Annotated in this window: 25 protein-coding genes; 16 read left to right on the forward strand and 9 right to left on the reverse strand. The window is 71.2% G+C overall.

The genetic code is table 11. The features are described from left to right. Window positions 1-55 precede the first annotated feature (55 nt). Genes AB0K18_RS10225 through narI form a run of 4 tightly spaced genes read left to right on the forward strand, consistent with a single transcriptional unit; the run spans window position 56 to window position 6595 of the window. A complete protein-coding gene (locus AB0K18_RS10225) occupies window positions 56-3649 on the forward strand; it encodes a nitrate reductase subunit alpha (protein WP_364912655.1) in 3594 nt (1197 codons plus the stop codon). Then, window positions 3649-5280: a nitrate reductase subunit beta gene (narH, locus tag AB0K18_RS10230; protein ID WP_364912658.1), complete on the forward strand. Its 1632-nt coding sequence runs from the start codon at window positions 3649-3651 to the stop codon at window positions 5278-5280. The genes AB0K18_RS10225 and narH overlap by 1 nt, the downstream gene beginning before the upstream one ends. Continuing rightward, on the forward strand, window positions 5277-5885 hold the full coding sequence (gene narJ / locus AB0K18_RS10235; protein ID WP_364912659.1) for a nitrate reductase molybdenum cofactor assembly chaperone: 609 nt from the start codon (window positions 5277-5279) through the stop codon (window positions 5883-5885). The genes narH and narJ overlap by 4 nt, the downstream gene beginning before the upstream one ends. Further along, on the forward strand, window positions 5882-6595 hold the full coding sequence (gene narI / locus AB0K18_RS10240; RefSeq protein ID WP_364912661.1) for a respiratory nitrate reductase subunit gamma: 714 nt from the start codon (window positions 5882-5884) through the stop codon (window positions 6593-6595). The genes narJ and narI overlap by 4 nt, the downstream gene beginning before the upstream one ends. 3 nt (window positions 6596-6598) lie before the next feature. On the opposite strand, the gene AB0K18_RS10245 is transcribed toward narI, so the two are convergent. The 3 genes from AB0K18_RS10245 to AB0K18_RS10255 all read right to left on the reverse strand — a co-directional run bounded on the left by AB0K18_RS10245 (window position 6599) and on the right by AB0K18_RS10255 (window position 11170). Further along, on the reverse strand, window positions 6599-7771 hold the full coding sequence (locus tag AB0K18_RS10245; protein ID WP_364912664.1) for an MFS transporter: 1173 nt from the start codon (window positions 7769-7771) through the stop codon (window positions 6599-6601). A gap of 109 nt (window positions 7772-7880) precedes the next feature. Further along, complete coding sequence (locus AB0K18_RS10250; RefSeq protein ID WP_364912665.1) at window positions 7881-8690, reverse strand: universal stress protein; 810 nt, start codon at window positions 8688-8690, stop codon at window positions 7881-7883. 59 nt (window positions 8691-8749) lie between these two features. Then, window positions 8750-11170 (reverse strand): phosphoketolase family protein, encoded by a 2421-nt coding sequence (locus tag AB0K18_RS10255; RefSeq protein WP_364912667.1) that lies wholly within the window; start codon window positions 11168-11170, stop codon window positions 8750-8752. Between the two features lie 246 nt (window positions 11171-11416). On the opposite strand from AB0K18_RS10255, the gene AB0K18_RS10260 reads away from it, so the two are divergent. Further along, window positions 11417-12073 (forward strand): pyridoxamine 5'-phosphate oxidase family protein, encoded by a 657-nt coding sequence (locus AB0K18_RS10260; RefSeq protein WP_364912670.1) that lies wholly within the window; start codon window positions 11417-11419, stop codon window positions 12071-12073. An 81-nt stretch (window positions 12074-12154) separates the two neighbouring features. Continuing rightward, window positions 12155-12517 carry a hypothetical protein gene (locus AB0K18_RS10265; RefSeq protein ID WP_364912673.1) on the forward strand — a complete coding sequence of 121 codons (363 nt, stop codon included), beginning with the start codon at window positions 12155-12157 and terminating at the stop codon, window positions 12515-12517. 357 nt (window positions 12518-12874) lie between these two features. Here AB0K18_RS10265 and AB0K18_RS10270 read toward each other — a convergent pair whose 3' ends face one another. Next, a complete protein-coding gene (locus AB0K18_RS10270; protein ID WP_364912676.1) occupies window positions 12875-13240 on the reverse strand; it encodes a DoxX family protein in 366 nt (121 codons plus the stop codon). 132 nt (window positions 13241-13372) lie between these two features. Between AB0K18_RS10270 and AB0K18_RS10275 the strand changes: the two genes are divergently transcribed. From AB0K18_RS10275 to AB0K18_RS10290, 4 genes are all read left to right on the forward strand, one after another. After that, entirely contained in the window at window positions 13373-13750 is a 378-nt protein-coding gene (locus tag AB0K18_RS10275; RefSeq protein WP_364912679.1) for a helix-turn-helix domain-containing protein, read from the forward strand. Between the two features lie 244 nt (window positions 13751-13994). Next, the gene (locus AB0K18_RS10280; RefSeq protein ID WP_364912682.1) at window positions 13995-15140 is read left to right on the forward strand and encodes an FAD-dependent oxidoreductase; all 1146 of its coding nucleotides are present in this window, start codon (window positions 13995-13997) and stop codon (window positions 15138-15140) included. Window positions 15141-15143: 3 nt separating this feature from the next. Continuing rightward, entirely contained in the window at window positions 15144-16166 is a 1023-nt protein-coding gene (locus AB0K18_RS10285) for an NAD-dependent epimerase/dehydratase family protein (protein WP_364912685.1), read from the forward strand. Between the two features lie 39 nt (window positions 16167-16205). Continuing rightward, window positions 16206-16811 (forward strand): TetR/AcrR family transcriptional regulator, encoded by a 606-nt coding sequence (locus tag AB0K18_RS10290; RefSeq protein ID WP_364912688.1) that lies wholly within the window; start codon window positions 16206-16208, stop codon window positions 16809-16811. 168 nt (window positions 16812-16979) lie between these two features. Here AB0K18_RS10290 and AB0K18_RS10295 read toward each other — a convergent pair whose 3' ends face one another. Together AB0K18_RS10295 and AB0K18_RS10300 are read right to left on the reverse strand one after the other, a co-directional pair. Further along, on the reverse strand, window positions 16980-18599 hold the full coding sequence (locus AB0K18_RS10295; RefSeq protein WP_364912690.1) for a CocE/NonD family hydrolase: 1620 nt from the start codon (window positions 18597-18599) through the stop codon (window positions 16980-16982). 36 nt (window positions 18600-18635) lie between these two features. Continuing rightward, window positions 18636-19262, reverse strand: a complete 627-nt coding sequence (locus AB0K18_RS10300; protein WP_364912693.1) for a TetR family transcriptional regulator — start codon at window positions 19260-19262, stop codon at window positions 18636-18638. A gap of 302 nt (window positions 19263-19564) precedes the next feature. Between AB0K18_RS10300 and AB0K18_RS10305 the strand changes: the two genes are divergently transcribed. The 4 genes from AB0K18_RS10305 to AB0K18_RS10320 all read left to right on the forward strand — a co-directional run bounded on the left by AB0K18_RS10305 (window position 19565) and on the right by AB0K18_RS10320 (window position 22489). After that, window positions 19565-20290, forward strand: a complete 726-nt coding sequence (locus AB0K18_RS10305) for a potassium transporter TrkG (RefSeq protein ID WP_364912696.1) — start codon at window positions 19565-19567, stop codon at window positions 20288-20290. Beyond that, window positions 20212-20730 carry a potassium transporter TrkG gene (locus AB0K18_RS10310; RefSeq protein WP_364912698.1) on the forward strand — a complete coding sequence of 173 codons (519 nt, stop codon included), beginning with the start codon at window positions 20212-20214 and terminating at the stop codon, window positions 20728-20730. The genes AB0K18_RS10305 and AB0K18_RS10310 overlap by 79 nt, the downstream gene beginning before the upstream one ends. A gap of 110 nt (window positions 20731-20840) precedes the next feature. After that, window positions 20841-21338, forward strand: coding sequence for a transcriptional regulator (locus AB0K18_RS10315; protein WP_364912701.1), 498 nt, complete (start codon window positions 20841-20843; stop codon window positions 21336-21338). Then, on the forward strand, window positions 21335-22489 hold the full coding sequence (locus AB0K18_RS10320; protein ID WP_364912703.1) for an FAD-dependent monooxygenase: 1155 nt from the start codon (window positions 21335-21337) through the stop codon (window positions 22487-22489). The genes AB0K18_RS10315 and AB0K18_RS10320 overlap by 4 nt, the downstream gene beginning before the upstream one ends. Before the next feature lie 89 nt (window positions 22490-22578). Here AB0K18_RS10320 and AB0K18_RS10325 read toward each other — a convergent pair whose 3' ends face one another. From AB0K18_RS10325 to AB0K18_RS10335, 3 genes are all read right to left on the reverse strand, one after another. Then, complete coding sequence (locus tag AB0K18_RS10325; RefSeq protein ID WP_364912706.1) at window positions 22579-23868, reverse strand: ArsB/NhaD family transporter; 1290 nt, start codon at window positions 23866-23868, stop codon at window positions 22579-22581. After that, entirely contained in the window at window positions 23865-24308 is a 444-nt protein-coding gene (locus AB0K18_RS10330; RefSeq protein WP_364912708.1) for a CBS domain-containing protein, read from the reverse strand. Before AB0K18_RS10330 ends, AB0K18_RS10325 begins: the two co-directional genes overlap by 4 nt. A 157-nt stretch (window positions 24309-24465) precedes the next feature. Then, window positions 24466-24657 carry a hypothetical protein gene (locus AB0K18_RS10335; RefSeq protein WP_364912711.1) on the reverse strand — a complete coding sequence of 64 codons (192 nt, stop codon included), beginning with the start codon at window positions 24655-24657 and terminating at the stop codon, window positions 24466-24468. A 112-nt stretch (window positions 24658-24769) separates the two neighbouring features. On the opposite strand from AB0K18_RS10335, the gene AB0K18_RS10340 reads away from it, so the two are divergent. Both AB0K18_RS10340 and AB0K18_RS10345 read left to right on the forward strand, forming a co-directional pair. Beyond that, window positions 24770-25975 (forward strand): sensor histidine kinase, encoded by a 1206-nt coding sequence (locus AB0K18_RS10340; RefSeq protein WP_364912714.1) that lies wholly within the window; start codon window positions 24770-24772, stop codon window positions 25973-25975. After that, window positions 25972-26598: a response regulator transcription factor gene (locus tag AB0K18_RS10345; RefSeq protein ID WP_364912717.1), complete on the forward strand. Its 627-nt coding sequence runs from the start codon at window positions 25972-25974 to the stop codon at window positions 26596-26598. Before AB0K18_RS10340 ends, AB0K18_RS10345 begins: the two co-directional genes overlap by 4 nt. Window positions 26599-26810: the final 212 nt, after the last annotated feature.

Below are 26810 nucleotides of genomic sequence, written 5' to 3' on the forward strand. Positions count from 1 at the left end.
CTCCGGCGGGCTAAGTACCGGACATGTCGGATCCGTGACGGCAGGGGCGAGTGATATGGCAGGTATGGACGGACCGGTCAGCGACGCGCTGCTCAGGATGGGCCGGCACCTGCGGCCGGGCACGGTCTCGCCCGACCTCCGGGCGCTTCACCAGGTGGGCGGGCGGAACGACGCGTTCTACCGGGACCGGTGGAGCCACGACAAGGTGGTCCGCTCCACGCACGGCGTCAACTGCACCGGCTCGTGCTCGTGGAAGGTGTACGTCAAGGACGGGATCATCACCTGGGAGGCGCAGCAGACCGACTATCCGAGCGTCGGCGGCGACCGGCCCGAGTACGAGCCGCGCGGCTGCCCCCGTGGCGCGGCCTTCTCCTGGTACACCTACTCCCCCACCCGCGTCCGCTACCCCTACGCGCGCGGCGTCCTGGTGGAGCTGTACCGGGAGGCGAAGGCGCGGCTGGGTGACCCGGTGGCGGCGTGGTCGGAGGTCACCTCGGACCCGGGCAAACGGGCCAGGTACCAGTCGGCGCGGGGCAAGGGCGGGCTCGTCCGCATCACCTGGGACGAGGCATGCGAGATCATCGCGGCCGCGCACGTGCACACCATCAAGACCTACGGGCCCGACCGGGTGGCGGGCTTCTCCCCCATCCCGGCCATGTCGATGGCCTCGCACGCGGTCGGGGCCCGGTTCGTCTCGCTGATCGGCGGCGCGATGTTGTCGTTCTACGACTGGTACGCCGACCTGCCGGTCGCCTCGCCCCAGGTCTTCGGCGACCAGACGGACGTGCCGGAGTCGGCCGACTGGTGGGACGCGGCGTACCTGCTGCTGTGGGGCTCCAACGTGCCGGTCACCCGCACGCCGGACGCCCACTACCTGGCCGAGGCGCGCTACCGCGGGCAGAAGGTGGTGGTGCTGGCGCCCGACTACAACGACGCCGCCAAGTTCGCCGACGAGTGGCTGGCCCCGCACCCGGGCACGGACGGCGCGCTGGCGATGGCGATGGGGCACGTGATTCTCAAGGAGTTCTTCGTCGACCGCGAGACGCCCGCCTTCACCGGCTACGTCAAGCGCTTCACCGATCTGCCGTTCCTGGTGCGGCTGCGGGAGCGCGGCGGGGCGTACGTGCCGGACAAGTTCCTCACGGCGGCCGATCTCGGCAGGCCGGAGGGAGCGTTCGCGACGGTGCTGCTGGACACGCGCACCGGCGAGCCGGTCGTGCCCAACGGCTCGCTCGCCTTCCGCTACGGCGAATCCGGTCAGGGCCGCTGGAACCTCGGCCTGGACGGCGTGGACCCGCTGCTGACCTGCATGGGAGCGGAGGCGGTGACGGTCGCGCTGCCCCGCTTCGACGGCGAGGGCGTGCTGGAGCGCGGCGTGCCGGTGCGGCGGATCGGCGGCCACCTGGTCACCACGGTGTACGACCTGATGCTCGCCCAGTACGGGGTGGCGCGCGACGGGCTGCGGGGAGCATCGGAGAACGAGCCGTACACGCCGGCCTGGCAGGAGGCGATCACCGGCGTGCCCGCGCGGGCGGTGGCCAGGATCGCCAGGGAGTTCGCCGCCAGCGCGGAGGAGTCGGGCGGCCGTTCGATGATCATCATGGGGGCGGGGACGAACCACTGGTTCCACTCCGACACCATCTACCGGGCGATGCTGGCGCTGACCACGCTGACCGGCTGCCAGGGCGTCAACGGCGGCGGCTGGGCCCACTACGTCGGGCAGGAGAAGTGCCGGCCGATCACCGGGTGGGCGCAGCTGGCGTTCGGGCTGGACTGGGTGCGACCGCCCCGGCAGATGATCGGCACCGCGTACTGGTATCTGCACACCGACCAGTGGCGCTACGACACCTACAGCGCCGACGTCGTCTCCTCGCCGCTCGCCGAGGGCGTCTTCGCCGGGAAGGCCACCGCGGACCTGCTGGCGCAGTCGGCCCGGCTGGGATGGATGCCGTCGTATCCGACGTTCGACCGCAACCCGCTCGACCTGGCCGACGAGGCAGGCGATGACCCGGGAGCGTACGTGGCGGGGCAGGTCGCCACCGGGCGGCTCGGCTTCGCCTGCGAGGACCCCGACGCCCCCGAGAACTGGCCGCGCGTGCTGACCGTGTGGCGGGCGAACCTGCTGGGCTCCTCCGCCAAGGGCAACGAGTACTTCCTGCGTCACCTGCTGGGCGCCGTCTCGGCCGTCCGCGCCCAGGAGGCCCCGCCAGAACGGCGTCCCGAGGGCGTGGCCTGGCCGGACGAGGCGCCGCGCGGCAAGCTCGACCTGCTGCTGTCGCTGGACTTCCGGATGACGTCCACGACGCTGTTCTCCGACATCGTGCTGCCGGCCGCCACCTGGTACGAGAAGCACGACCTGTCCTCGACCGACATGCACCCGTTCGTGCACGCCTTCACCCCGGCCATCGACCCGCCCTGGCAGACCCGTACGGACTTCGCCGCCTTCCACGCCATCGCCCGCGCCTTCAGCGACCTGGCCCGCACCCACCTCGGCACGCGCAAGGACCTGGTGGCCGTGCCGCTGCTGCACGACACCCCCGACGAGCTGGCCACCCCGCACGGCCGCGTGCAGGACTGGCGCGCGATGGGACGGCCGCCCACGCCGGGCCGCGACTTCCCGAAGGTGGTCGTCGTGGAGCGCGACTACGCGGCGGTGGCCGAGAAGATGGCCGCGCTCGGCCCGCTGCTGGAGCGGCTCGGCGCGACCACGAAGGGCCTGACGTACGACGTGTCGGGCGAGATCGACCGGCTGTCCCGGCTGAACGGCACGCGGGACGGCCGCCCGTCGCTGGCCCGCGACAGCGACCTGTGCGAGGCCATCCTGGCGTTGTCGGGCACCACGAACGGGCACCTGGCCGCGCAGGGGTTCGCCACGCTGGGCCGGCGGACCGGCACGTCGTTCGACGGGCTGGCCGACGAGCACCGGCAGATCACCTTCGCCGACACCCAGGCCAGGCCGGTGCCGGTGATCACCTCGCCGGAGTGGTCGGGCAGCGAGAGCGGCGGGCGGCGCTACGCGCCGTTCACGATCAACGTCGAGCACCGCAAGCCCTGGCACACGCTCACCGGCCGCCAGCACTTCTACCTCGACCACGACTGGATCCACGAGGCGGGCGAGGCACTGCCGGTCTACCGGCCGCCGCTCAACATGACCGCGATGTTCGGCGAACCGGCCTTCGGCGCGAGCGAGCAGGGCGTGGTCGTGCGCTACCTCACCCCGCACTCGAAGTGGTCCATCCACTCCGAGTACCAGGACAACCTGCTCATGCTGACGCTGTCGCGGGGCGGGCCGACGATCTGGATGAGCCCGGCGGACGCCGCGAAGGCCGGCGTCGGCGACAACGACTGGGTGGAGGCGGTCAACCGCAACGGCGTCGTGGTGGCCCGCGCGGTCGTCTCGCACCGCATGCCGGAGGGCACGGTGTTCATGTACCACGCCCAGGAGCGCGTGGTGGACGTGCCCAAGAGCGAGACCTCCGGCCTGCGCGGCGGCATCCACAACTCCCTCACCCGCCTCCTGGTCAAACCCACCCACCTGATCGGCGGGTACGCCCAGCTCAGCTTCGCCTTCAACTATCTGGGCCCGACCGGCAACCAGCGCGACGAGGTCACCGTGATCCGCCGCCGCAGCCAGGAGGTCGACTACTGATGCGCGTGATGGCACAGCTCGCCATGGTGATGAACCTGGACAAGTGCATCGGCTGCCACACCTGTTCCGTCACCTGCAAGCAGGCATGGACCAACCGGGCGGGCACCGAGTACGTCTGGTTCAACAACGTCGAGACCCGCCCGGGCCAGGGCTACCCTCGCGGCTACCAGGACCAGGAGAAGTGGCAGGGCGGCTGGGAGCTGAACCGGCGCGGCCGGCTGAAGCTGAAGGCCGGCGGCCGGCTCAAGAAGCTGCTGACGATCTTCGCCAATCCGCTCATGCCGTCCATCCAGGACTACTACGAGCCCTGGACGTACGACTACGACCGGCTCTTCTCCGCCCCCATGCAGGCCGACACCCCCGTGGCGCGGCCCCGCTCGCTCATCACCGGGCAGCCCATGAAGATCGGCTGGAGCGCGAACTGGGACGACGACCTGGCCGGCGACCCCTCGCCCGACCCGGTGCTGGGGAAGCTGTCGGAGCAGGTCAGGCTGGAGTTCGAGCGGGCGTTCATGTTCTACCTGCCGCGCATCTGCGAGCACTGCCTCAACCCCTCCTGCGTGGCCTCCTGCCCGTCCGGCGCGCTGTACAAGCGGTCGGAGGACGGCATCGTGCTGGTGGACCAGGACCGCTGCCGGGGGTGGCGGATGTGCGTGACGGGGTGCCCGTACAAGAAGGTGTACTTCAACCATCGCACCGGCAAGGCGGAGAAGTGCACGTTCTGCTTCCCGCGCGTCGAGGTGGGCATCCCGACGGTCTGCTCGGAGACGTGCGTGGGGCGGCTGCGCTACATCGGTATCGTCCTGTACGACGCCGACCGCGTCGCCGAGGCCGCCTCCGCGCCGGACGAGCGGGAGCTGTTCGCGGCGCAGAAGGGCGTGCTGCTCGACCCGCACGACCCCGGCGTGATCGCCGCCGCCCGCGCCGAGGGCATCCCCGACGACTGGCTGGCCGCCGCCCGCGACTCCCCGATCCACCGGCTGATCTTCGAGTACGGCGTCGCGCTGCCGCTGCACCCGGAGTACCGGACGATGCCGATGGTCTGGTACATCCCGCCCCTGTCCCCTGTCGTGGACGTGCTGGCGAACACCGGGCACGACGGCGAGGACGCCGGCAACCTGTTCGGCGCCATCGACGCGCTGCGCATCCCGATCGGCTACCTCGCCGAGCTGTTCACGGCCGGCGACCCCGAGCCGGTGCGGGCGGTGCTGCGCCGGCTGGCCGCGATGCGCTCGTACATGCGCCGGCTCAACCTCGGCCAGGAGCCCGACGAGTGGATCGCGCGGGCGGTCGGGTTGAGCGGCGCGCAGGTCGAGGCCATGCACCGGCTGCTGGCGCTCGCCCCCTACGGCGAGCGGTACGTCATCCCCAAGGCCCACGCCGAGCAGGCCGCCCAGCTGGAGGAGCTGGGCTGCAGCCTCGACTACGAGGGCGGCCCCGGCATGAACGGCCCGTTCGGCGAGGCGTCCGGGCGGCCCGCGCCGGTCGCGGTGGAGAACTTCCACGCCCTGCGCGACCGCCAGACCGGCGACGACCTGGACGACGCCGACGAGCTGCGCGGCCGGGTCAACCTGCTCAACTGGGACGGCAAGGGCGTCCCGGACGGCCTGTTCCCGAGGAGGAAGAAGTGAGCGTGCGGACCGTCCACATGGTCGCCTCTGTGCTGCTCGGCTACCCCGACGAGCGGCTGCACGACGGGCTCGGCGTGCTGCGCGAAGCGGTGGACGGGCTGCCGGTCGGCGAGGCGCGCGAGCGGCTGTCTGCCTTCCTCGGTCACGTGGCCGCCACCGGCCAGGCCGGGCTGGCCGCGCACTATGTCGCCACGTTCGACATGAAGCGGCGCTGTTGCCCGTACCTCACCTATTACGCCTACGGCGACACCCGCAAGCGCGGCGCCGCGCTGCTGCGCTTCCAGCACGCGCTGAAGGCGGCGGGCTTCGAGCTCGCCGACGGCGAGCTGCCCGATCACCTGTCCGTGGTGTGCGAGCTGTCGGCGCGCGGCGCCGTCCGCGAGGCCCGCCGGCTGCTGCTGGAGCACCGGGCGGGCGTGGAGGTGCTGCACGCGGCGCTGCGCGAGGAGGACTCGCCGTACGCGGACGTGGTGGCCGCCGTGCTGGCCACGCTGCCGCCGGCGGGCCCGCGCGAGCGGGAGGCCGCGCTGCGGCTGGCCGCCGAGGGCCCGCCCGCCGAGGCGGTCGGCCTGGAACCCTACGCGATCATGGAGGCGGGCCGATGAGCGTCCTGCTGTGGGTGGTGCTGCCGTACGTGGCGCTGACCGTGTTCGTGCTCGGGCACGTGTGGCGCTACCGCTACGACAAGTTCGGCTGGACGACGCGCTCGTCCCAGCTGTACGAGTCGCGGCTGCTGCGCGTCGGCAGCCCGCTGTTCCACTTCGGCATCCTGGTCGTCGCGCTCGGCCACGTCGGCGGCCTGGCGATCCCCAAGAGCTGGACCGAGGCCGTCGGCATCAGTGAGGGGCTCTACCATCTGCTCGCCGTCGTCCTGGGGGCGATCGCGGGCGTCGCGACGGTGGGCGGCCTGGCGATCCTCATCTACCGGCGCCGCACGGTCGGCCCCGTCTTCACCGCCACCACCCGCAACGACAAGCTCATGTACGCCGTCCTCGCCCTCACCATCGCGCTCGGCCTGGCCGCCACGGTGCTGGCCAACATGGTCGGCGGCGGCTACGACTACCGGACGACCGTCTCGCCCTGGTTCCGGTCGATCTTCCTCTTCCAGCCCCAGCCGGAGTTGATGGCGGGCGCGCCCCTGCTGTTCCAGCTGCACGCATTGAGCGCGCTGGTGCTGTTCGGGATCTGGCCGTTCACCCGGCTGGTGCACATGCTCACCGCGCCGGTCGGCTACCTCACCCGGCCGTACATCGTCTACCGCAGCAGGGACGAGGGCCGGACCGCCGCACGGCGCGGCTGGGAGCCGTCCCGCTGACGCTCAGCGCGCGGGCACGTGCCGGGCGGCCAGCGCGCGCACCGCGGTCAGGGTCAGGACGACGGCCAGCGCGGCGGTGACGGCCAGCAGGGCCAGGCCCAGCCCGTACGAGCCGAGCCGCCCGTAGATGAAGCCCATGACCAGGGGCGGCACGAACCCGCCCAGCCCGCCGGCCGCCCCCACCAGCCCGGTGACCGACCCGACCTTGTCGGCCGGGGCGACCTGGGCGACGAGCGCGAACGTGGCGCCGCTGCCCGCGCCGAGCGCCGCCGCCATCGACAGGAACGCGACGGTGCCCACCGGCAGCAGCGGCGGCGTCAGGGCCTGGATCGCGGCCATGACGGCGACCACGGCGAACACCCCGGCCAGCACCCGCACGGGGCCGATCCGGTCCGACAGCCAGCCGCCGACCGGCCGCAGCAGCACCGCCAGCACGACGAACCCGGCCATCCGGTAGGAGGCGTCCGCCTGCTCCAGGCCGTACCCGGTCTGCAGGTAGGCGGGCAGGTAGACGGAGAAGGCGACGTAGCCGCCGAACGCGACCGCGTACAGCAGGCACGCCTGCCACGTGATCGGCAGCCGCGCCGTGGCCGCCAGGCGCGTCATCAGCGGCTGCCCGGGAATGCTGCGGCCCGGCGCGTCCCGCAGCACCAGCCACGACACGACCGCGTAGACCGCCAGCACGACCGCCGTGATGACGAACGGCGCCGCCGCCCCGCCCCACTCGACCAGCCCGACCGTGGTCAGGGCGCTGACGGCGGTGCCGCCCATGCCCGCGCCGAAGATACCCACCGCGAGGCCGCGCCGGTGCGGCGGGAACCACGCGTTGACGAACGGCACCCCGACGGCGAACGCGGTGCCCGCTATGCCCAGGAAGAACCCGCTGGCCAGCAGCGCCGCCAGCGACGTCTGTCCCGCCAGGCCGATGAACAGCACGGGGACGATGGTGGCGGCCGACATCAGGGGAAACATCACCCGGCCGCCGTACCGGTCGGTCAGCGCGCCCACCGGGATGCGTCCCAGCGAGCCCACGATCACCGGCACCGCCACCAGCAGGGCCTGCTGCGGCGCCGAGAGGCCGAGCAGCTCCTTGAAGCGCGGGCCCAGCGGGCTGAGCAGGGCCCAGGCCCAGAAGTTCACCGCGAACCCCACGGTCGCGAGGGCCAGCATCAGCATCGGCCGTCCGTCTCGCGCGCCGGTCTCCGTCATCTCGCCCCGCCCTCACCTACGACACCGGTCATCAGTTTCCGAGCCGCCCGCCCCGCACGTCCAGGCGCCGCGCGCGTCATTGCGCGGGCCTGACGACGGCGAGCGGGCAGGGAGCGTGGTGCAGCAGCGCGTGGCTGACCGAGCCCAGCAGCATCCCGGCGAACGTCCGGTGCCCGTGCGAGCCCACGACCAGCAGCTCCGCTCCGGCCCCGGCCTGCCGCAGCACCTCGACGGGGTGGCCGTGCACCGCCTCCTCGACGACCTCCAGGCCCGGGTGCCGGGCGCGCAGGCCGTTCAGCATCACCTTGATCGCGCCGGATTCCTCATGGACGGGGTCGAAGCCCTGCCGTCCCCTGACGTGCACGACCCGCAGCCGCGCGCCGCGCAGCGCCGCCTCGGCGCAGGCGAACTCCAGCACCCTCGGCGTCGCCGCGGACCCGTCGGCGCCGGCCACGATCTCGCCGCCCGCTGACGCCCTGCGGACCACCACGACGTCGCACGGCGCGTGCGCGGCCACCCCGTAGGCGACCGAGCCGACCAGCATCCCGCGTACCCCGCCGAGCCCGTGGCTGCCCACCACCAGCAGCTCGGCGTCCCGCGCAGCCTCGACCAGCGCGGCCCTGGGGTCATCGGGCAGGAACGTCGTGCGCAGCTCGACCTTCGGCTCCTGCGTGCGCGCCCGTTCCTCCGCCGCCGTCAGCACGCTTCTGCCGCCCTCGCGCATCCACGCGGCCACGTCGGCGAGCCTGCCGGTCTCGGTCTCGTACGTCCAGCGCGGCATCGCGTGCGCCAGGAGCAGCGGCACGTCGCGCAGGACCGCCTCGCGCGCGGCCCATCCGGCGGCCTCGAGCCCGGCCCGCGAGCCGTCCACGCCTACCAGGATCATGATCGCTCCTTCGTCCTGACCCGCCCGCCCCGGACCCGGTGCGAGGCGGGCGGGTGGTTTCAGCCCTGCCGCGCCCAGTCGCCCAGCGACCAGTCGCGGACCTCGGGCATGTCCTCGAGGTGCTCGACCACGTACGCCTCGTGCTCGGCGAGCTTGCCCTGGCACCAGGTCATGAGGTCGGCGGCGCCGCGCGGCAGGCGGCGGGCGTTGTTGATGGCGTCCATGACCAGGTGGTAGCGGGAGGCGCGGTTGCGCACGGTCATGTCGAACGGCGTCGTGGTGGTGCCCTCCTCGATGAAGCCGCGCACCCGGAACCGGTCGGCGTCGGGGCGGCCGTGCACGAGCTGGTGGATCGCGCCGGGATAGCCGTGGAAGGCGAACACGACGTCCACGGTGTCGGTGAACAGCTCGGTGAACAGCGTCTCGCTCATGCCGTGGGGGTGGTCCTTGGGGCGGGGCAGGGTCATCAGGTCCACGACGTTGACCACGCGCACCTTGAAGCCGGGCAGCCGTTCCTTGAGTATCTGCGCCGCCGCGACCGTTTCCATGGTGACCACGTCGCCGGCGCAGGCCAGCACGATGTCCGGGTCGCTGGTGCCGTCGTCGGTGCCGGCCCAGTCCCACATGCCGGCGCCGCGCGCGCAGTGCTCGATCGCCTGGTCCATCGTCAGCCACTGCAGCTGCGGCTGCTTGTCGATGACGATGAGGTTGATGTACGAGCGCGAGCGCAGACAGTGGTCGGCCACCGAGAGCAGGCAGTTGGCGTCCGGTGGCAGGTAGACGCGGGCCACGTCGCCGCGCTGGGTCAGCACGACCTGGATCAGTCCCGGGCCCTGGTGGGAGAAGCCGTTGTGGTCGTTGCGCCAGGCCGTCGAGGTGAGCAGCACGTTCAGGCTCGGCACCTTGGCCCGCCACGGCAGCCGGGTCGCCTCCTGCAGCCACTTGCCGTGCTGCACCGTCTGCGAGGCGCTGACCATCGCGAACGCCTCGTAGGTGGCGAACATGCCGTGCCTGCCGGTCAGCGTGTAGCCCTCCAGCCAGCCGTGGCAGTTGTGCTCCGACAGCACCTCCATGACCCGGCCGTCGGGGCCGATCGCCACGTCGTCGTCCGTGACGCGTTCGGCGAAGGCGCGCTTCGAGACCTCGAAGACGGCTCCGAGCCGGTTGCTGTTGGTCTCGTCCGGGCAGAACAGCCGGAACGTCGTGGGGTTGTCGCGGTAGACGTCGCGCAGCAGTTCGCCGAGCCTCCGCGTCGACTCGGCGCGCACGCGCGCGGGACGTTCGACGTCGACGGCGTAGTCGCGGAAGTCGGGCAGGGCGAGGTCGCGGGTCAGCAGGCCGCCGTTGGCGTGCGGGCTCGCGCTCATCCGCAGGTCGCCCTCCGGTGGGAGCGCTCGTACGATCTCGGCGGGCGCGCCGGTGCCGTCGAACAGCTCCTCCGGCCGGTACGAGCGCAGCCAGCGCTCCAGGATCGCCAGGTGCTCCGGGTTGTCCCGTACGCCGGACAACGGCACCTGGTGCGAGCGCCACGTGCCCTCCATCTGCACGCCGTCCACCTGATCGGGGCCGGTCCAGCCCTTGGGCGAGCGGAGCACGATCATCGGCCAGCGGGGGCGGTCTCCCGTACGGGCTTCGTGCTTGATGGCCTGGATCTTGCCCCACGCCTCGGCCAGCGTCGCGGCGAAGCGGTGGTGCATGCCCGGCAGGTCCGCCCCTTCGACCTCCAGCACCTCGTAGCCGTGGCCTTCCAGCAGCTTGCGCACCTCGGCGGGGTCCTTGCGGGCCAGCACCGTGGGGCCGGCGATCTTCGCGCCGTTGAGGTGCAGGATCGGCAGCACGGCCCCGTCACGCTCGGGGTTGAGGAACGAGATGCCCTTCCACGACCCCTCCAGCGGCCCCGTCTCGGCCTCACCGTCGCCCACGACCGCCACGGCGAGCAGGTCGGGGTTGTCCATGACCGCGCCGAAGGCGTGCACCAGCACGTACCCCAGCTCGCCGCCCTCGTGGATCGAGCCCGGAGTGGTCACCGAGACGTGGCTCGGGATGCCGCCCGGGCTGGAGAACTGCCGGAACAGCCGCGTCATCCCGGCCTCGTCCTGGCTGACGCGCGGGTAGATCTCGCTGTACGTGCCCTCCAGGTACCCGGCGGCCACCAGCGCGGGCCCGCCGTGACCGGGGCCGGCCAGATAGATGGCCTGCTGGCCGGTGTGCCGGATGAGCCGCGAGACGTGCGCGTAGATCAGCGAGAGCCCGGGGCTGGTGCCCCAGTGGCCCAGCAGGCGCGGCTTGATGTGCCGCGGCTCCAGCGCCTCACGCAGCAGCGGGTTGCCCTGCAGATAGATCTGGCCGACGGTGAGATAGTTGGCCGCCCGCCACCAGGCGTCCAGTTGCTCGACCTCCTTCTCCTCCGGGGCGGCCAACCTGCGCAGCAGCGCCTCATCGACGGCCTTGCGAACCTGCTCGTCCGTGACTGCGGTCATGAATCGATCCCTCTCTCGGTGGGGTGCGACGCTCGATGCGAGTCCTGACGCGAACGAGCGGGCTCCCCTTCATCCGACCTCAGCCGAAGTGCTGGGAATAGGGCCGGAAGTCCCGACAGATCGATGTCCTAGGGCTACCTCAAGGTCAGGGACCAAAGCCCCTGACGGGTCCGGCGAGCGAGTGGGTAGCTTCTGACGAGACGGCCGGTGCCACGCCTGTCGTCATCACCCGTCGAGGAGACCTTCATGACGAATTCTGGCGATTTCGGGCGTCGGATCACTCAGCACCGCACCAAGCTCGACCTCACGCTGGAGGAGGTGGCCGACCGCGCGGACATGTCGGCCGGATACGTCCAGTACCTGGAGGATCACCTGGGCACCCCCGACAGGGGCACGGTGGACCGGCTGGCCAAGGCGCTGGAGACCACGCCCGAGAACCTGCTGGGCGGCGGCCACGACCGCCCGCCCGGACAGGGAGCCGCCGCGGATCGCCCGGTGTTGGAGAAGCTGGAGCCCGAGGAGTGCCTGCGCCTGATCGCGCCGGGCGGCATCGGCCGGGTGGCGTTCAACGGCTCGCACGGCCCGACGGTGCTGCCGGTCAACTACAAGGTGCACAAGGGCGCGATCGTCTTCTGCACCCAGCACGGCGGCCCCATGGACCAGGACCTGCGCACCGGCCTGAAGGGCGTCGAGATCAAGATCGGCTTCGAGGTGGACAGGATCGACGAGCCGCGCCGCGAGGGCTGGAGCGTCCTCGTCCAGGGGCCCGCCCACCACGTGCCCGACGACGAGGTGGCCGACGTGATCGACGTCGATGTCAGCCCGTGGGCGGGCGGCGAACGCCACCTCTACATCCGCATCGTCCCCCACCAGATCACCGGCCGCCGCATCCACGGCCTCTAGAGCGGGAGTGGGTCTGGCCACACCCCTCCGTACGTACAGCCTCATACCGGACGCACCCTCACCGTCCGTAACGTCTCCGGCATGACGAAGAACGCCTTCAAGTGCCTCTACATCTACGGCGTGTTCAGCGCCGTCACCCTCGTGACGGTCGCCGCACTGACGATCCTCGGCGACACCGCCAGCACCTTCATGTGGGTACGCGCGGTCATCCTCCTCGCCGTCGCCCCGCTCCTGCACCGGCTGCTCACCCGTGCTGAGGCGGGCTCGCGGACGAGCCTCGACCGCGTGCGCACCATCACCACGATCATGCCGATCGCCATCATCGGCGTGGACCTGATCCCCGGCCTCTGCCCGCCCTGGTACGCCGTCATGCAGGGCCTGAGCGCCATCCCCCTCGTCGCGGTCGCCTTCCTGACCCGCGCCGCCCTCGCCGAACGTCCCTGACGTCTCGGTAGGGTCAATGGCGTGGCGGGCTCAGAGGTCGGGGGCATCTCGTACACGTGCGCGGTGCCCGGCGCGCTGACCGGCCCTTCCACTCCCGCCTGGCGCGACACGTGAGCCCAGCGGACCCCGGCGCGTGGCCGCTGGACCGGATCGACGCCCGACCTCGATCATCTGCGGATGACCCGCAGGATCTTGCTTGTCCTCGCCCGCGAGCCCGGTCCGACATCCCCGCCACGACCGGCTCCCGCCGTGCCTGACCATCCCCGTCTACCAGCGGATTCTCACCCTCATGGCTGACACCGGCCAGCCCTCACGAGCGTATGACCTCTGTCCGGCCCTGGACCTTCCCCTGGCGCATCAGAGCCAGGTCGTGCCGAGCCAGGCGGTTGCCGCAGCGGCTGCCAGGAGGACGATGTTGAGTCCGATCAGCCGGGCCTCGCCGCGGGTCAGGTGGACTGCGATGCCACCGACCTGGATCAGGACGAGGCCGACCGCTGCGGCGATGGCAAGCCAGGACGCGATCCCGGTCAGCGGCGGCAGGATCAGCCCGGCCGCGCCGAGGACTTCCAGCACTCCGATCAGGCGGACGAGCGGCATGGGAACGGTGTCGACCCAGCCCATCATCGGCTGAAGTCGCTCCTGGCTCTGCGCGACCTTCTTGCCTCCGGCGTAGAGGTAGAAGACGGCCAGAAGGCCTGCGACGATCGTGTAGGAAATCTCCATGAAGGACACCTCGGAGTAGGGCGACGTAGGGCTGGCCCAGGATGGTTACCAGTCGTAAGTAGCCTCATGATGCGTCACTATTGGATGCCTTACAAAAGGCACATACGTGTGCGTTGCGCACAGGGGGCTGTCATGTCGGAGTACGAGCACACCTGCATGATCCGAGGGGACGGAGGACGGACCATCCGCGCCATCCTCGACCGCATCTGCAACAAGTGGACGTTGCTGATCGTGGCGACCCTCGACCAGGGAACCCTGCGCTTCACCGACCTGCACCAGCAGATCCCGGGGATCTCCCAGCGGATGCTGACCCTGACACTCCGGAACCTCGAACGCGATGGCCTGGTATCGCGGACGGTGCACGCCGAGGTTCCGCCACGGGTCGAATACGCACTGACCCCCACCGGAAAAAGCCTCATTCCGCCCGCACTGGCCCTCGCCGGCTGGGCCATCGAGCACGTCCCGCACATCGAGGCCAGCCGAGAGGCCTATGAGACCCGAAACGTTTGACCCGATGCCCCGCCTTCAGTCATGTGCCCTGGTGACCGCTGACCGAGAGGTGCGCGGCCTTCACGCCGTGATCACGGGCTCGATCAGGGCCCACCGCTCATCGGATAAGTCGCTCGCGTACGGCTTGCGCCCACTCGCCCCGCCCTCTCACCTCACCTGACCCATCACCGAGCACCGGGTGCGCTCTCTTGAAAACATATCTACAATCTGTTTTCATAGACACACGAAGGAAAGGGGCACGGACATGCGGGCCATCATCATCGGGGCGGGGATCGCCGGGCTGGCGGCGGCACTCCGGCTGCATCAGGCGGGCTGGGAGACGCTGGTGATCGAGCGCGCGCCACAGCGTCGCGGGGGCGGCTACGGGGTCACGTTCGGTGGCATCGGCTACGACGGGGCCGAGCGGATGGGCGTCCTGGCGGAGCTGCAGCGGCGCGCGTTCGTGACGCGCGAGCTGGTCTACCGCAAGCCCGACGGGGCGCGCCGCTTCTCCCTCGGCGCCGCGACGATCGCCGCCACCATGGGCCTAAGGTCGTTCACCATCCTGCGGGGCGACATCGAGGCCGTCCTGTACGAGGCCGTCGCCGATCACACGACGATCCGGTTCGGCACCACGATCACCGCCCTCGAGCAGGACGCGGACGCGGTGCACGTCACGCTCAGCGACGGGAGCACCGAGCACGCCGACCTGCTGATCGGCGCCGACGGGCTGCACTCGGCGACGCGCGCGCTGGCGTTCGGCCCGGAGGAGGACTACCGGCTCGACCTGGACCACCGGGTCGCGGTCTACATGCTGAAGGAGCCGCCGGCCGGCCTGCCCGCCCAGACGACCGGCTCGATCAGCGCGGGCGGGCGCACGTTCGCGATGATGAGCGTCGGCGACGGCCGTACCGCCGCCTTCTTCGGCTACCGCACCGACGGCGGCCGGGCAGGGGCGTCGCTGGAGGAGTTGCACGAGCTCTACGGCGACATGGGCTGGCTCGTCCCCCACGCCCTGGAGGGGCTGAGGACGGCTGACTCGGTCTACTTCGACAGCATCAGCCAGATCGTGGTCGACCGGTGGAGCAGAGGCAGGATCTTGCTGCTCGGCGACGCCGCGTGGTGCGTGACCTTGTTCGCCGGCTACGGCTCCTCGCTGGCGGTCGGCGGCGCCGACCGGCTCGGCGCCGCCCTGGAACGCCACGGCGACGACGTCCCGGCCGCGCTGGCGGACTGGGAGGCCGAGCTGCGGCCCGAGGCGGACAAGAAGCAGAAGCTCGGCCGCCGGGTCAAGGAAGTGTACGCCCCGCGCAACCCGCTGCTGCTGGAGCTCACCCAGCTTCCACTGCGGCTGGCGTCATGGGCGCCGGTACGCAAGCTGATCGAGCGCGGCTTCCAGCTGGCAGGTTGAGGGATGGGGATGCACGTACTGGTCATGGGCGGCACCCACCACGTCGGCCGCGCCGTGGTGCAGGCGGCGCTGCGGCGCGGCGACACCGTCACCACGCTCAACCGCGGGCTGTCGCGCCCGCCCGCACCGGAGGTGGAGGCGCTGCCGGCCGATCGCACCGACCCCGGCGCGGTACGACAGGCGCTCGGCCGCCGTACCTGGGACGCCGTGATCGACACCTGGGCGTGGGCCCCGAGCGTGGTCCGAGACAGCGCCCGGCTGCTGGCCGGACGGACGGGGCACTACGGTTACGTCTCCAGCCGCGCCGTCTACGCCTGGCCCTGGCCGGCCGGAGCAGACGAGAGCGCGCCGCTCGTGGCCGCTGATCCCGGCAGCCAGGACGGCACCGACTACGCCGCGGCCAAGCGTGGCGGCGAGCTGGCCGTGCTGGAGGCGTTCGGGAAGCGTGCGCTGCTGGCCAGGGCGGGCATGATCCTCGGCCCGTACGAGGACGTCGGGCGGATTCCCTGGTGGCTGCGGCGGCTCGAACGGGGCGGCCCCGTGCTCGCCCCGGGGCCGGCCGACGCGGCCCTGCAGTACATCGACGCGACCGACCTGGCCGCCTGGATGCTGGCAGCGGCCGAACGCGGCACCGGCGGGGCCTTCAACGTCGCCGGGCCGGCCGGGCACACCACGATCGGCGACCTGCTCACCACCGCCGCGCAGGTGATCGGCTCAGACGCCGAGCTGGTGTGGGCGTCCCCGGAACTGCTGGAGCGGGAGAACTTCCCGCTCGGCATGGAGTTCGGGCTGCGCTACCCCGGCGACCCCCACCCGACGGGCCTGCACGACGCCGACGTCAGCGCCGCCCTGGCGGCCGGGCTCACCGTCCGGCCCCTGCGCGAGACCCTGGCCGACACCTGGGCCTGGCTGCGGCGTGAAGGTGATCCCGTGCCCCGCCCTGACACCCCGTCCCCGGCCCAGTGGTTCGACCCGGCCCAGGAGCAGCACGTCCTGGACCTGGTCCGATCTCGCCGCTCCGCGTGAAAAGATTGTTCTGTTTCGACCCATCGGAAGGTGCACCTCATGCCTCCCGCCTTCTCGGCCGCGGAAAAGGCGCGCATCACGCGGCTGCTCCTGGACAACGGCCTGAAGTTGTTCACCACGCAGGGCCTGCGCAAGACCTCCCTGGAGGACCTGGTCTCCGGGACCGGCATCGCCAAGAGCACCTTCTACGTCTTCTTCGACTCCAAGGAGGCGCTCTACCTGGAGCTGATGCTCGCCCAGATGGCCGAGGTCAAGAGCAGGGTCATCGACGGAGCGCTACGAGAGGAGAGCGACACCCGCGCCGGGCTGCGCGCCTTCCTGCACGCCACGCTGGCCGAGCTGGACGACAACCCCCTCTACGGCAGGCTGATGACGCACCCCGAGGAGATGGAGGCGGTGGTCAGGAAGCTGGACCAGGAACGGGTGACCTCCGCACCGGACAACCCGGTCACCGCGCTGGCGGCCTATCTCACCGAGCACAGCGACGACCTCGCCGGCGACGACCCGGAGGTGATCGTCGGTGTCCTGCAGGCCGTCCTCATGATGCCGCTGCACCGCGACCGGCTGGCCCGCCCGGACCTGTACCAGAAGGTCCTGGACCGGCTCATCGACATCGTCGCCACCGGTCTCACCCAGGCGAGATAGAGAGGCAGATCAAGTACGCGAGCAAGGGGCAGTGCGATGCGGGCGTCGCACCGTCATGGACATCGGCCGTTCCCATGACGCATGCCGTGACGACCGGTCGGGCGTAGGTTCGAAGGGGTGACCCCGCACGGTGGCAGCGGCGGCCATGCGAAAGGCCATGCCTTCTCGTCAGCAGACCGGCAGGATGAGGGCGGATGGCCTGCGGGGATCGTGATGAACCTGCTGGTCGGCTGCGCGCATCGCGATCGCGGTGGCGGGCGGCTCACCGGTGCCGAGGTTACGGTCCCAGCGCGGGTAGGCGGCACTGGCGACCTGCACCCGGATGCGGTGGCCGCGCTTGAACCGGTGGGCCACCGGCGCCAGCTCGATCTCTACCAGCCCGTCGATGGGCCGGTCGGCGGCGCACCGGCGCAGCGCGTCGGAGACATGCGTGATCGCGCCCGAGGGCGTCACGTCGCTGACGCGCACGTAGAAGTCGGTGTGCGCCAGGCTGGAGGTCACGTGCAGCTCGGCGGCGGGGACGCCGATGGCCTCGAGATCGGCCGGCAACGGCTCACCGGTGTAGGTCAGGACGTCGTCACGCCCGGCCAGCACGCTCTCCCCGGTCCTGCGCGAGATGCCGATCATGCGGGACATCCCGGCCACCGCCGGGGTCGGGTCGGAAGGGTCGAAACGGTAACGGTCGGGCGCGGAGTCAGCAGGCAGATCGCCTCCCAGACCGCCGTCCGGGTGCAGGTGGAAGCGCTGCGGTCGTACCTCGGCGGGCGGGTAGGCCGGCAGGTCGCGCCACTCCTCGGCGCCTCTGACGTAGACGCGCACCGGCGCGGTGCGCAGCCCGTCCCGGTCTTTCAGCAGGTGGGCGCGCAGCCAGACGATGCTCTCCCGCAGGGCCGTCATCGACAGCTCGGCGTCCCAGTGCTGCCATGGCCCGATGGTGAGGTACGGCTCGCGCCCCGCCTTGCGCAGCACTTGGTAGTCGCGGACCAGGCCGGGCAGCGCGAAGTCGTCCCAGCCGCTGACCAGGTGGTTGGGGACGGACACCGCCGAGATCTCCCGGCTGTGGTCACCAGCGGACCACCACGGGTCCCCCGCGTCGGGATGTGCGAGCCAGTCCCGCCAGTGCGGCGCCACGGCGCCGATGGCGATGGTGTCGGCCTCGGCGAGCGGGAGGACGCGAGCGGCCCGCGCCCGCCTCTTACCGCCCAGCGCCACGGTGGACAGATAGACGGGCAACGGCTTCTCCTGGTGGGCGACCATGCTGATCCAGCCGAGGAAGAGCTCGAGAGCCAGTGCGCCGCCCGGATAGACCAGGTCGTAGGCGTTGGACCCGATCAGCGAGGTGCTCATCGCGCGCAGCTCCGGTCCGGCGCCGGCGGCGATCGCCCACTGCGTGTAGCCGTTGTAGCTCTGTCCCAGGGTGCCCAGCTCGCCGGTGAACCACGGCTGCCGGCGCAGCCACTCCAGGACGGCCAGGCCGTCGTCGCGCTCGGAGACGAACGGGGTGAGCGTCCCCTCCGATCCGCAGGTCCCCCGGCCGCTGACGACCACGACGTGGAAGCCGCGCTCGGCGACCAGGCGGCTCACCATGGCGCCCTTGGTCCTGTCGGTGTAGACCGAGCGGATCAGCACCGTCGGCCGGTCGCCGAGCCCTTGGGGAGCGTAGTGGTCGGCCAGCAGCACGACGCCGTCCGGCATCGGGACACGCAGGTCCTTCTCGATGGTCACGTTCTGGGTCTCGGCCGGGGCCAGTTTGGCTCTGCCGGCCAGCACCTTGGCGGCGATGCTCATGACGGATGTTCCTTTCCTGACAGTAGGCGCGGCGGCTCAGCGCGGGCCGCGTTCGTCACGCATGGCGTCCCACGCGTCCAGGGCGCGGTCGTCGGCGAACACGCCGCGGGTGAAGATCTCGATGCCGGCGCGGGAGACGCGCAGCAAGGTCCGCATGTCGTGCACGTCCGTCACGCGCAGTGAGCGCGCCAGATGTTCGCCGAACGCCAGCGGTGCCAGCAGCCAGGTGACGTACATCGCGGCCCGCGCCGGCGGGTCGTCGCTGGGCTGCACCCACCCTTCGCTCACGCCCTGCTCCAGCCATTGACCGGTGGAGGCCACGAGCTCGTCGAACAGCGCCGCCGCCTCCGGGGTGCCGTCCAGGAACGCTCGTCCCAGGTAGCGGCGTACCTCCGTCCCCGCCTCCAGCATGGCGGCCAGTCCCGCCGTGTCGCCCAGGTCGGCGTCCGGAGTATCGCGCACCAGCGAGATCACGTAGTCGTCGCACGCCTGACGCAGGCCCTCCTTGGTGCCGAAGTGATGCAGGACCAGGGCGTGCGAGACGCCGGCCCGCTGGGCCACCGCGCGAAGACTCACCCGGCCTACTCCTTCGGCGCCGAACAACTCCAGCGCCGCGTTCCTGATCCGGGCTCGCGCCGTCAGATCATCCTCGGCTGATCGCATGGACAGCATGCTAACCATATGGTCAGCCGGAAGGGAAGCCGGCCCTGCCAGCTGTGATCATGCGGGTCGCAGCGCGTCACGGTCGCGGCCCACGGGCCGGCCTGTACTGCTCACGCGCCGCGCTGCGCTACGGTATGGCCCGGAGTGCCGGGAAGTCTGGTCGGCGACGTCTATGACCGCGCGACCGAACGGAGCCTCCGCGATGAATGACGGCATTGACAGCTCGTCGGGCGACCCGCGACGCGGGTGATCTCATGATGCGGCGCCACACGGCCGCGCCGGGCCGCGGCCGGCATCCAGCCGTGGTCATCGCGGCCGGGTTCGGCTCGGCGGTGTTGATCGGGACAATCCTGCTCGGCACCCCGCTGGCCACGACAGAAGGGGAAAGCCCTCACTGGCTCACGGCGCTGTTCACCGCCACCTCCGCCGTCTGCGTGACCGGCCTGATCGTGGTCGACACCGAGACGCACTGGTCGGTCTTCGGTGAGGTCGTGATCGTCCTGCTCATCCAGGCCGGTGGGCTGGGCATCATGACGCTCGCCACGCTGATCATGGTCATCGTCTCCGGCCGCGTCGGCCTGCGGGCCAGATTGTCCGCCCAGTTAGAGACCAAGGCGGTGGTCGCGGCCGATCTGCGTCACGTGCTTGCCAAGGTGGTGATGTTCAGCTTGATCTGCGAGGCGGCCATCGCCGCCGTTCTCGCCGTACGTTTTGTCACGGGATATGGTGAGCTGCTGGGCCGGGCCGTCTACCTCGGCATCTTCCATGGGGTGTCGGCGTTCAACAACGCCGGCTTCGCACTCTGGCCGGACAACCTGATGCGTTTCGTCACCGACCCGTGGATCTGCCTGCCCATCGCCCTGGCGGTCATCGTCGGCGGTCTCGGCTATCCGGTGGTCTTCGAACTGTTGCGCACCTGGCGATGCCTGCGGCCTTCTTCGCCGCCGTCATGCCGCGCTCCGGCGGCTTCAACACCCTCGACATCGGCCAGATGTACCCCTCCTCCTGGCTGGTCACCGATGTGCTGATGTTCATCGGCGGTGGCAGCGCGGGCACGGCGGGCGGCGTCAAGGTCACCACGTTCGGCTTCCTGCTCTTCATCATCTGGTCCGAGATGCGGGGCGAGCACCAGGTCAACATCGGCCATCGGCGCCTGCCCTCCGCGACGCAACGGCAGGCGCTGTCCATCGGCCTGCTCGGCGTCATCCTGGTCACGATCTCCACCTGGCTGTTGCTCATCATCACTCCGCACAGCCTCGACCAGGTGCTGTTCGAGGTCATCTCAGCCTTCGCCACCAACGGGCTGTCCACCGGTATCACCGCCCACACCTCACTGGCCGGGCATGTCCTGCTCAGCGTGCTGATGTTCATCGGCCGCATCGGCCCGCTCACCCTGGGCTCGGCGCTCGCCCTGAAACAGCGCACCCGCCGCTACGAACTGCCGGAGGAAAAAGTGATCATCGGCTGACACGGGGCTCCCTGCGGCGAGCCAGGCATTCCCGTATCCCGGCTCTCCTCTCCAGCGATACAGCTATTTTAGTTTATGCTGAAATCACTGCAAGAGAGGACTGCACCGGTATGACGCAACAGGATCCGCTGCTGGAATGGGTGGAGCGGGTAGCCATGTACTTGGCGCGTGATGGAGTGCCGCCGATCGCCGGGCGGGTGCTGGGCTGGCTGATGGTGTGCGATCCACCGGAGCAGTCCGCCGGGGACATCAGCCAGGCCATCGGTGCCAGCCGCGCCTCGCTCACCTCGAACCTGCGGCTGCTGACCAGCATGGGGTTCCTCAGCTGGCGCACCCGGCCGGGCGAGCGGACCGTCTACTACCGGATGGCCGACGACGCCTGGGCGGTGGTGGTCCGCAAGCAGATCGCCGGCATCACCTCCTTCCTCGACATCACCCGTGACGGCCTTGACCTGGTCGGCTCCGGCGATGCGCGGGCCGCGCGCATCCGCCAGGCGCACGCCACCTTCGAATGGATGGCCACGATCTTCGACAACGCGCCACCCTTGCGCCCCGATCCGGCCGACGACGACCCTGCCAACGATCTCGACGATGAGGTGACCCCGTGAGCGGACAGGCGATCGTGATCGGCGGCGGCATCGGCGGGCTGGCCGCCGCCCTGGCCCTGCACCGGATCGGGTGGCGCGCCGTCGTGCTGGAGCGAGCGGTCGAGCTGCGCGAGATCGGCGCCGGCATGTCCCAGGCCCCGAACGCCATGCGCGCGCTGGACGAGCTCGGCGTCGGCGCCGAGGCCCGAGCCGTCGGCGCGCCCACCCGCGCGGCCGGCAACCTGCGTCTGCCCGATGGCCGTTACCTGCAGCGCTCCCGGCCGGACGATGCGGCCGCCATGCTCGCCTTCCACCGCGCCGACCTGCACGAGGTGCTGCTCGATGCGCTGCCGGACGGCTGGGTGCGCACGGGGGCGGAGGTCACCGCGGTCCGGCAGGAGGACAGCGGTGTCACGGTGACCTACGGCGGCGTCGAGCTCGGCGGCGAGTTGGTCGTCGCCGCCGACGGCGTCCACAGCACGGTGCGCCGGCTGCTGTGGCCGGACGCGCCGCCGCCGCGTTTCCTGGGCCGGACCGCCTGGCTGGGCATCGCCGAGATGGCCGACCTGCCGGGCAGCATCACGCTCGGCCCCGGCGGCTACGTCCTCATCCATCCGATCAGCCGCGGCCGCGCGTATTGGGCCTACGTCACCACTGCCGGCCGACCGGGCATCCGCTACGAGGAGGAGAAGACCGAGGCGGCCCGCCGCCTCGCCACCTGGCACGAGCCGATCCCGGCGCTGATCGAGGCCACCCCGGACGAGGCGGTGATCCATGTCGACATCCGCGACCTGGCACCGCTGCCCACCTACGTCCGCGGCCGGGTGGCGCTGCTCGGCGATGCCGCGCACGCGATGAGCCCCGATCGTGGCCAGGGCGCCGGGCAGTCACTCGAAGACGCCGTCGTGCTCGCCGCCGCCCTCGCCGGCGAACCCGCGATCGAGGCCGCGCTGCGCCGCTACGACGCCGAACGCCGCCCGCGCACCCAGGCCACCGCTCGCGGCGCTGGCGCCGACGGGCGGCGCACCACCTCGGCCGCCGCCTACCGGGCGATGGTGACCATGATCCGGCTGATGCCCGCGTCGTTGTGGCGCAAGGGCATCGCCGCCGACGGCAACGCCACCTGGCGGTGGCGGCCGCCGCATCTGCCCTCGCCGAGCACGCACTCATGAGCCGGAGCCCGCCTCCGGCGCCCCTGGGGCTCAACCCATCGCGGCTCCGCGCGGCGTGCCGGACCAAGGCCGCGTGCCGTACCTGTGGCTCACAGGTAGCGCAGCCACAGGTACGGCACGCACAGCGCGATGGTGACCACCGTGACGACCAGGCCGTACTTGGTGAACTGCCAGAAACTGATCGGGTGGCCGTTACGGGCGGCGATGCCGAGGACGACCACGTTGGCGGCCGCGCCCACGGCGGTGGCGTTGCCGCCGAGGTCTGCGCCGAACGCCAGGGCCCACCACAGCACCTGGGCCGGGCCGTTGCCGCCGGCCGCCTGGACCAGGTCGGCGACGATCGGGCTCATGGTGGCGACGTAGGGAATGTTGTCGACGATCGCCGACAGCCCGGCCGAGGCCCACAACAGGCCCATGGCGGTCAGCCCGAGCTGCCCCTGCGTCACCTCGGCCGCGGCCTGCGAGATCTGGCCGATCACGCCCGTCTCGACCAGCGCGCCGACCATCACGAACAGCCCGGCGAAGAACACCAGGGTCGGCCACTCCACCTCGGCGATCGCGTCCTGGGTGGTGACCTTGGTGACGGCCACCAGGATGCCCGCGCCCAGGATCGCCACCACGGACGGCTCATAGTGCAACACCGGGTGCAGCACGAACGCGACCATGACCAGGGCCAGCACGACGAGCGACTGCCACAGCAGCCGCCGGTCGGTGATCGCCTCGCGCTCGTTCAGCGCCATGATCTCGGCCGCCCGCTCGGGGTCGTAGCGGAAGTACTTGCGGAACAGGACCCGGCACAACCCGATGAAAACGATCATCAGGACGACGACCAACGGCGCCATGTGAACGAGGAAGTCGTTGAAGCTCAGCCCGGCACGGCTGGCGATGATGATGTTCGGCGGGTCGCCGACCAGCGTCGCGGCACCACCGATGTTGGAGGCCATCGCCTCGGCGATCAGGAACGGCGCCGCCGGCAGCGCCAGCCGCTCGCACACCAGGAACGTCACCGGCGCGATCAGCAGCACGGTGGTGACGTTGTCCAGCAAGGCAGAGGCGACGGCGGTGATGACCACCAGCAGCACCATCAGCCGGTACGGATACCCCTTGGCACGCTTGGCGGCCCAGATGGCCAGGTATTCGAAGACCCCGGTCTGTTTCAGCACACCGACGATGATCATCATGCCGAGCAGCAGGAAGACGACGTTCCAGTCGATGCCGGTGTGCTCGTCGAAGAACGCCGCCCCGGCGTCGGTGGCGTGGATCAACAGCATGATCCCCGCTCCGCCGAGCGCCGCCGCGACACGGTGGATCTTCTCGGTGGCGATCAGCGCGTACGCGCCCAGGAAGACCACCACCGCCAGCCATGCGGTGACCGTCATGCGGACACCGCCCAGTCCATCAGCGCCTGCAGGGTGACCGCGCCGATCAGCCGCCCGCCCTCGACGACGGCCACCAGCGGACTGCGCGTGCGGGCCATTAAGGCGGCCAGCTCCAGCACCGTGGCGTCGGGATCGGTGACCGGCAACTCGCGAGACTCCCTCGGCAACGCCTCGCGTACGGTCCGCCCGGCCAGCGACCGCAAGAAATGGTCGGCGTGCGGCTCGTCCACGACCCGCGCCAGCGCGGGATCGTCACGGCAGTAGCCCGGCACGGCCAGCCACAGCACCTGCGTGCCCGACAGAACGCTCAAGGGCAGCCCTTGGTCATCGACCACGATGAGGCCCGGCAGATCCTGCTCGGCCAGCAGCCGGGCGGCCTCGGCGACGGAGGTGTCCAGAGTGACGGTGGGAAAATCGGCAGCCAGAACGCGCGCGCGCATGCGCAAGCCTCTTTCGACGTCGACGACATGACCTCGCCGACCAGGCTTCCCGGCACACCTGCGATCAACCTACCAACGATCACCGGCCCGTGGGCACCCCCCATCGGACGCGACTCGCGATCGCCAGGCCCGTGCCGCCCTCCTCAGCCACCTGCCCTCACTCGCGCGGCTGTCCGCGCCCGGTGAACAGGCCGCGCACCACCCACAGGCCGCCGAGCACCACGGCGCCGGCGATCAGGAAGGTCATCATGGCCGCCTCGGCGACGCCGAGCATGGCCAGCAGGCCGACGGTCAGACCGTAGACGACGGACAGGGCGACGAGGATCCGTGCGGAGAGTTTCGCGTTCATGGCCGGAAGTCTTTCCGAGCACGACGGCACGCGGACAGTCACCGGAGGATGGGACGTCGAATCAGACGACAGTCGGATACCGGCGGCGGCATCGCCGGTCCATACTGGCGGGATGGCTGGCGGCACTCTCACGGCTCCGGTCGACCCAGGACGGGACGACTGGCACAGGACCGTTCCCGGCTGGCATCTCGCCTTCGCCACGTTCGCCCTGCTCACCGCCGGTCTCATCATCATGGGCGACCCCGGCCCGCCCACCGTCGAGCGGCTCGCCGCCCTCGTCGTCCTCGCGCTGCTGTGCGTCTGGTACGCCGTCACCGGCGCCCGCGCGCTCCACCGCAGCCACGGCCGGCTGGGCGTCGTCTACCTGTGCGGCGCCCTCCCCCTGTCGGCGGCGCTGTGGGCGGCGGCACCGTCCGGCCCGCTGATGTCGTTCATGCTGTACCCGCACATCTGGGCGCTGCTGCCGCTGCGCAGGGCCATCCCGGTGACGGTCGCGAGCGTGACGTCGATGGCCGCCGTCATGATCGTCCGCAGCGACGCGTACGGGCAGGAGCCGGCCTCGGTGCTTCTGATGGCGGCGGTGGCGCTGCTGACCGCACTCGTCCTCGGTGTCTGGATCACCCGGATCATCGAGCAGAGCCGGCAGCGGGCCAGGCTCGTCGAAGAGCTGGCCGCGGCGCGGACGGAGCTGGCCGAGGTCAGCAGGGAGGCCGGGGTGCTGGCCGAGCGGGAGCGGCTGGCCAGGGAGATCCACGACACGCTCGCGCAGGGCTTCACCAGCGTGCTGCTCCTGATCGAAGCCGCCAAGGCCGGCACCTGCGAACGCGATCAGGCCGCCCGCGGCCACCTCGACCAGGCCCGCCGCACCGCCATGGACAACCTGGCCGAGGCCAGGGCCCTGGTCGCCGCGCTGCCGCCGCCCCAGCTCCGCGACTCCTCGCTGCCTGACGCGCTGCGCGGGCTCATCGAGCGGTTCGCGGCGGAGACGGCGCTCGACGCCGCCTTCACGGTGACCGGCACACCCCGCCGGCTCACCCCCAACGAGGAAGTGGTGCTGTTACGCGTCACCCAGGAAGCCCTGGCCAACGTCCGCAAGCACGCCTCCGGCGCGGCCCGGGTGGAGGGCATGCTGGCATACGAGGACATGGGCGTGATCCTGAGCATCGGCGACGACGGCCACGGCTTCGACCCCCGCGAGACCGGCGCCGGGTACGGCATCGGCGGCATGCGCGAGCGCGTCACCGAGATCGGCGGCACGCTGACCGTCGGCCCCAACCGGCCCAGTGGGACGCTCGTGCAGGTGGAGTTGCCGTCGTGACCGTACGCGTGCTCATCGTCGACGACCACCCCATCGTCCGGCAGGGGCTGTGCGCCGTGCTGGCCGCCCAGCAGGGCCTCACGGTGGTGGGCGAGTGCGGCACCGGCGAGGAGGCGGTCGCGCTGGCGGCGGCCGTCGGGCCCGACGTGGTGCTGATGGACCTGCGGCTGCCCGGCATGGGCGGCGTCGAGGCGACCCGGCAGATCGTCGCGGCCGGGACCGCGAAGGCGATCGTCGTCCTCACCACCTACGACTCCGACGGCGACATCCTGCGCGCCGTCGCCGCGGGCGCGACCGGCTACCTGCTGAAGGACACCTCGGCGGAACAACTGGTCGCCGGCATCCGCACGGCCGCGACGGGCGGCACCGTGCTCGCCGCCCCGGTCGCCGCCAAGCTGGCCACCCGCATGCGCGGCGACGTTCCCTCCCTCACCACCCGCGAGATCCAGGTGCTGGAGTGCGCCGCCCGCGGCCTGTCGAACCCGGAGACCGGCCGCGAGCTGTTCATCAGCGAGGCGACCGTGAAGAGCCACATGATGCGCATCTTCGACAAACTCGGCGTCACCGACCGCACCGCCGCCGTCACTACCGCCATCGCCCGCGGCATCCTCACCCCGCCCTGACCCCCGCCTCCAGAACAGCGCTGGAAACGCCGAGGAAACCGGGTCGTGTGCTCGCTGAGCTCGCCGGCCGCGTCCGGCCGGCGGAGCGGACGAAGGAGCCTTCGCTTGACCTCCTCCCCCCCTCGTGAACGAGGGGGATTCCCACGGTCGCCCGTGAGGCTTCCTGCTTCACCGCCGGTCGCCCGCCCGAGAAAGGAACTCTCGTTGAGGTC

It is taken from the genome of Nonomuraea sp. NPDC049421 (genome assembly GCF_040677005.1).
GTDB lineage: Bacteria > Actinomycetota > Actinomycetes > Streptosporangiales > Streptosporangiaceae > Nonomuraea > Nonomuraea salmonea.

Coding starts and splice junctions, on each gene's coding strand:
- AB0K18_RS10225 (WP_364912655.1), top strand. CDS start 56: ATGGCAGGTATGGACGGACCGGTCAGCGACGCGCTGCTCAGGATGGGC.
- narH (WP_364912658.1), top strand. CDS start 3,649: ATGCGCGTGATGGCACAGCTCGCCATGGTGATGAACCTGGACAAGTGC.
- narI (WP_364912661.1), top strand. CDS start 5,882: ATGAGCGTCCTGCTGTGGGTGGTGCTGCCGTACGTGGCGCTGACCGTG.
- AB0K18_RS10245 (WP_364912664.1), bottom strand. CDS start 7,771: ATGCTGATGCTGGCCCTCGCGACCGTGGGGTTCGCGGTGAACTTCTGG.
- AB0K18_RS10250 (WP_364912665.1), bottom strand. CDS start 8,690: ATGATCCTGGTAGGCGTGGACGGCTCGCGGGCCGGGCTCGAGGCCGCC.
- AB0K18_RS10255 (WP_364912667.1), bottom strand. CDS start 11,170: ATGACCGCAGTCACGGACGAGCAGGTTCGCAAGGCCGTCGATGAGGCG.
- AB0K18_RS10260 (WP_364912670.1), top strand. CDS start 11,417: ATGACGAATTCTGGCGATTTCGGGCGTCGGATCACTCAGCACCGCACC.
- AB0K18_RS10265 (WP_364912673.1), top strand. CDS start 12,155: ATGACGAAGAACGCCTTCAAGTGCCTCTACATCTACGGCGTGTTCAGC.
- AB0K18_RS10270 (WP_364912676.1), bottom strand. CDS start 13,240: ATGGAGATTTCCTACACGATCGTCGCAGGCCTTCTGGCCGTCTTCTAC.
- AB0K18_RS10275 (WP_364912679.1), top strand. CDS start 13,373: ATGTCGGAGTACGAGCACACCTGCATGATCCGAGGGGACGGAGGACGG.
- AB0K18_RS10280 (WP_364912682.1), top strand. CDS start 13,995: ATGCGGGCCATCATCATCGGGGCGGGGATCGCCGGGCTGGCGGCGGCA.
- AB0K18_RS10285 (WP_364912685.1), top strand. CDS start 15,144: ATGGGGATGCACGTACTGGTCATGGGCGGCACCCACCACGTCGGCCGC.
- AB0K18_RS10290 (WP_364912688.1), top strand. CDS start 16,206: ATGCCTCCCGCCTTCTCGGCCGCGGAAAAGGCGCGCATCACGCGGCTG.
- AB0K18_RS10295 (WP_364912690.1), bottom strand. CDS start 18,599: ATGAGCATCGCCGCCAAGGTGCTGGCCGGCAGAGCCAAACTGGCCCCG.
- AB0K18_RS10300 (WP_364912693.1), bottom strand. CDS start 19,262: ATGCGATCAGCCGAGGATGATCTGACGGCGCGAGCCCGGATCAGGAAC.
- AB0K18_RS10310 (WP_364912698.1), top strand. CDS start 20,212: ATGCCGCGCTCCGGCGGCTTCAACACCCTCGACATCGGCCAGATGTAC.
- AB0K18_RS10315 (WP_364912701.1), top strand. CDS start 20,841: ATGACGCAACAGGATCCGCTGCTGGAATGGGTGGAGCGGGTAGCCATG.
- AB0K18_RS10325 (WP_364912706.1), bottom strand. CDS start 23,868: ATGACGGTCACCGCATGGCTGGCGGTGGTGGTCTTCCTGGGCGCGTAC.
- AB0K18_RS10330 (WP_364912708.1), bottom strand. CDS start 24,308: ATGCGCGCGCGCGTTCTGGCTGCCGATTTTCCCACCGTCACTCTGGAC.
- AB0K18_RS10335 (WP_364912711.1), bottom strand. CDS start 24,657: ATGAACGCGAAACTCTCCGCACGGATCCTCGTCGCCCTGTCCGTCGTC.
- AB0K18_RS10340 (WP_364912714.1), top strand. CDS start 24,770: ATGGCTGGCGGCACTCTCACGGCTCCGGTCGACCCAGGACGGGACGAC.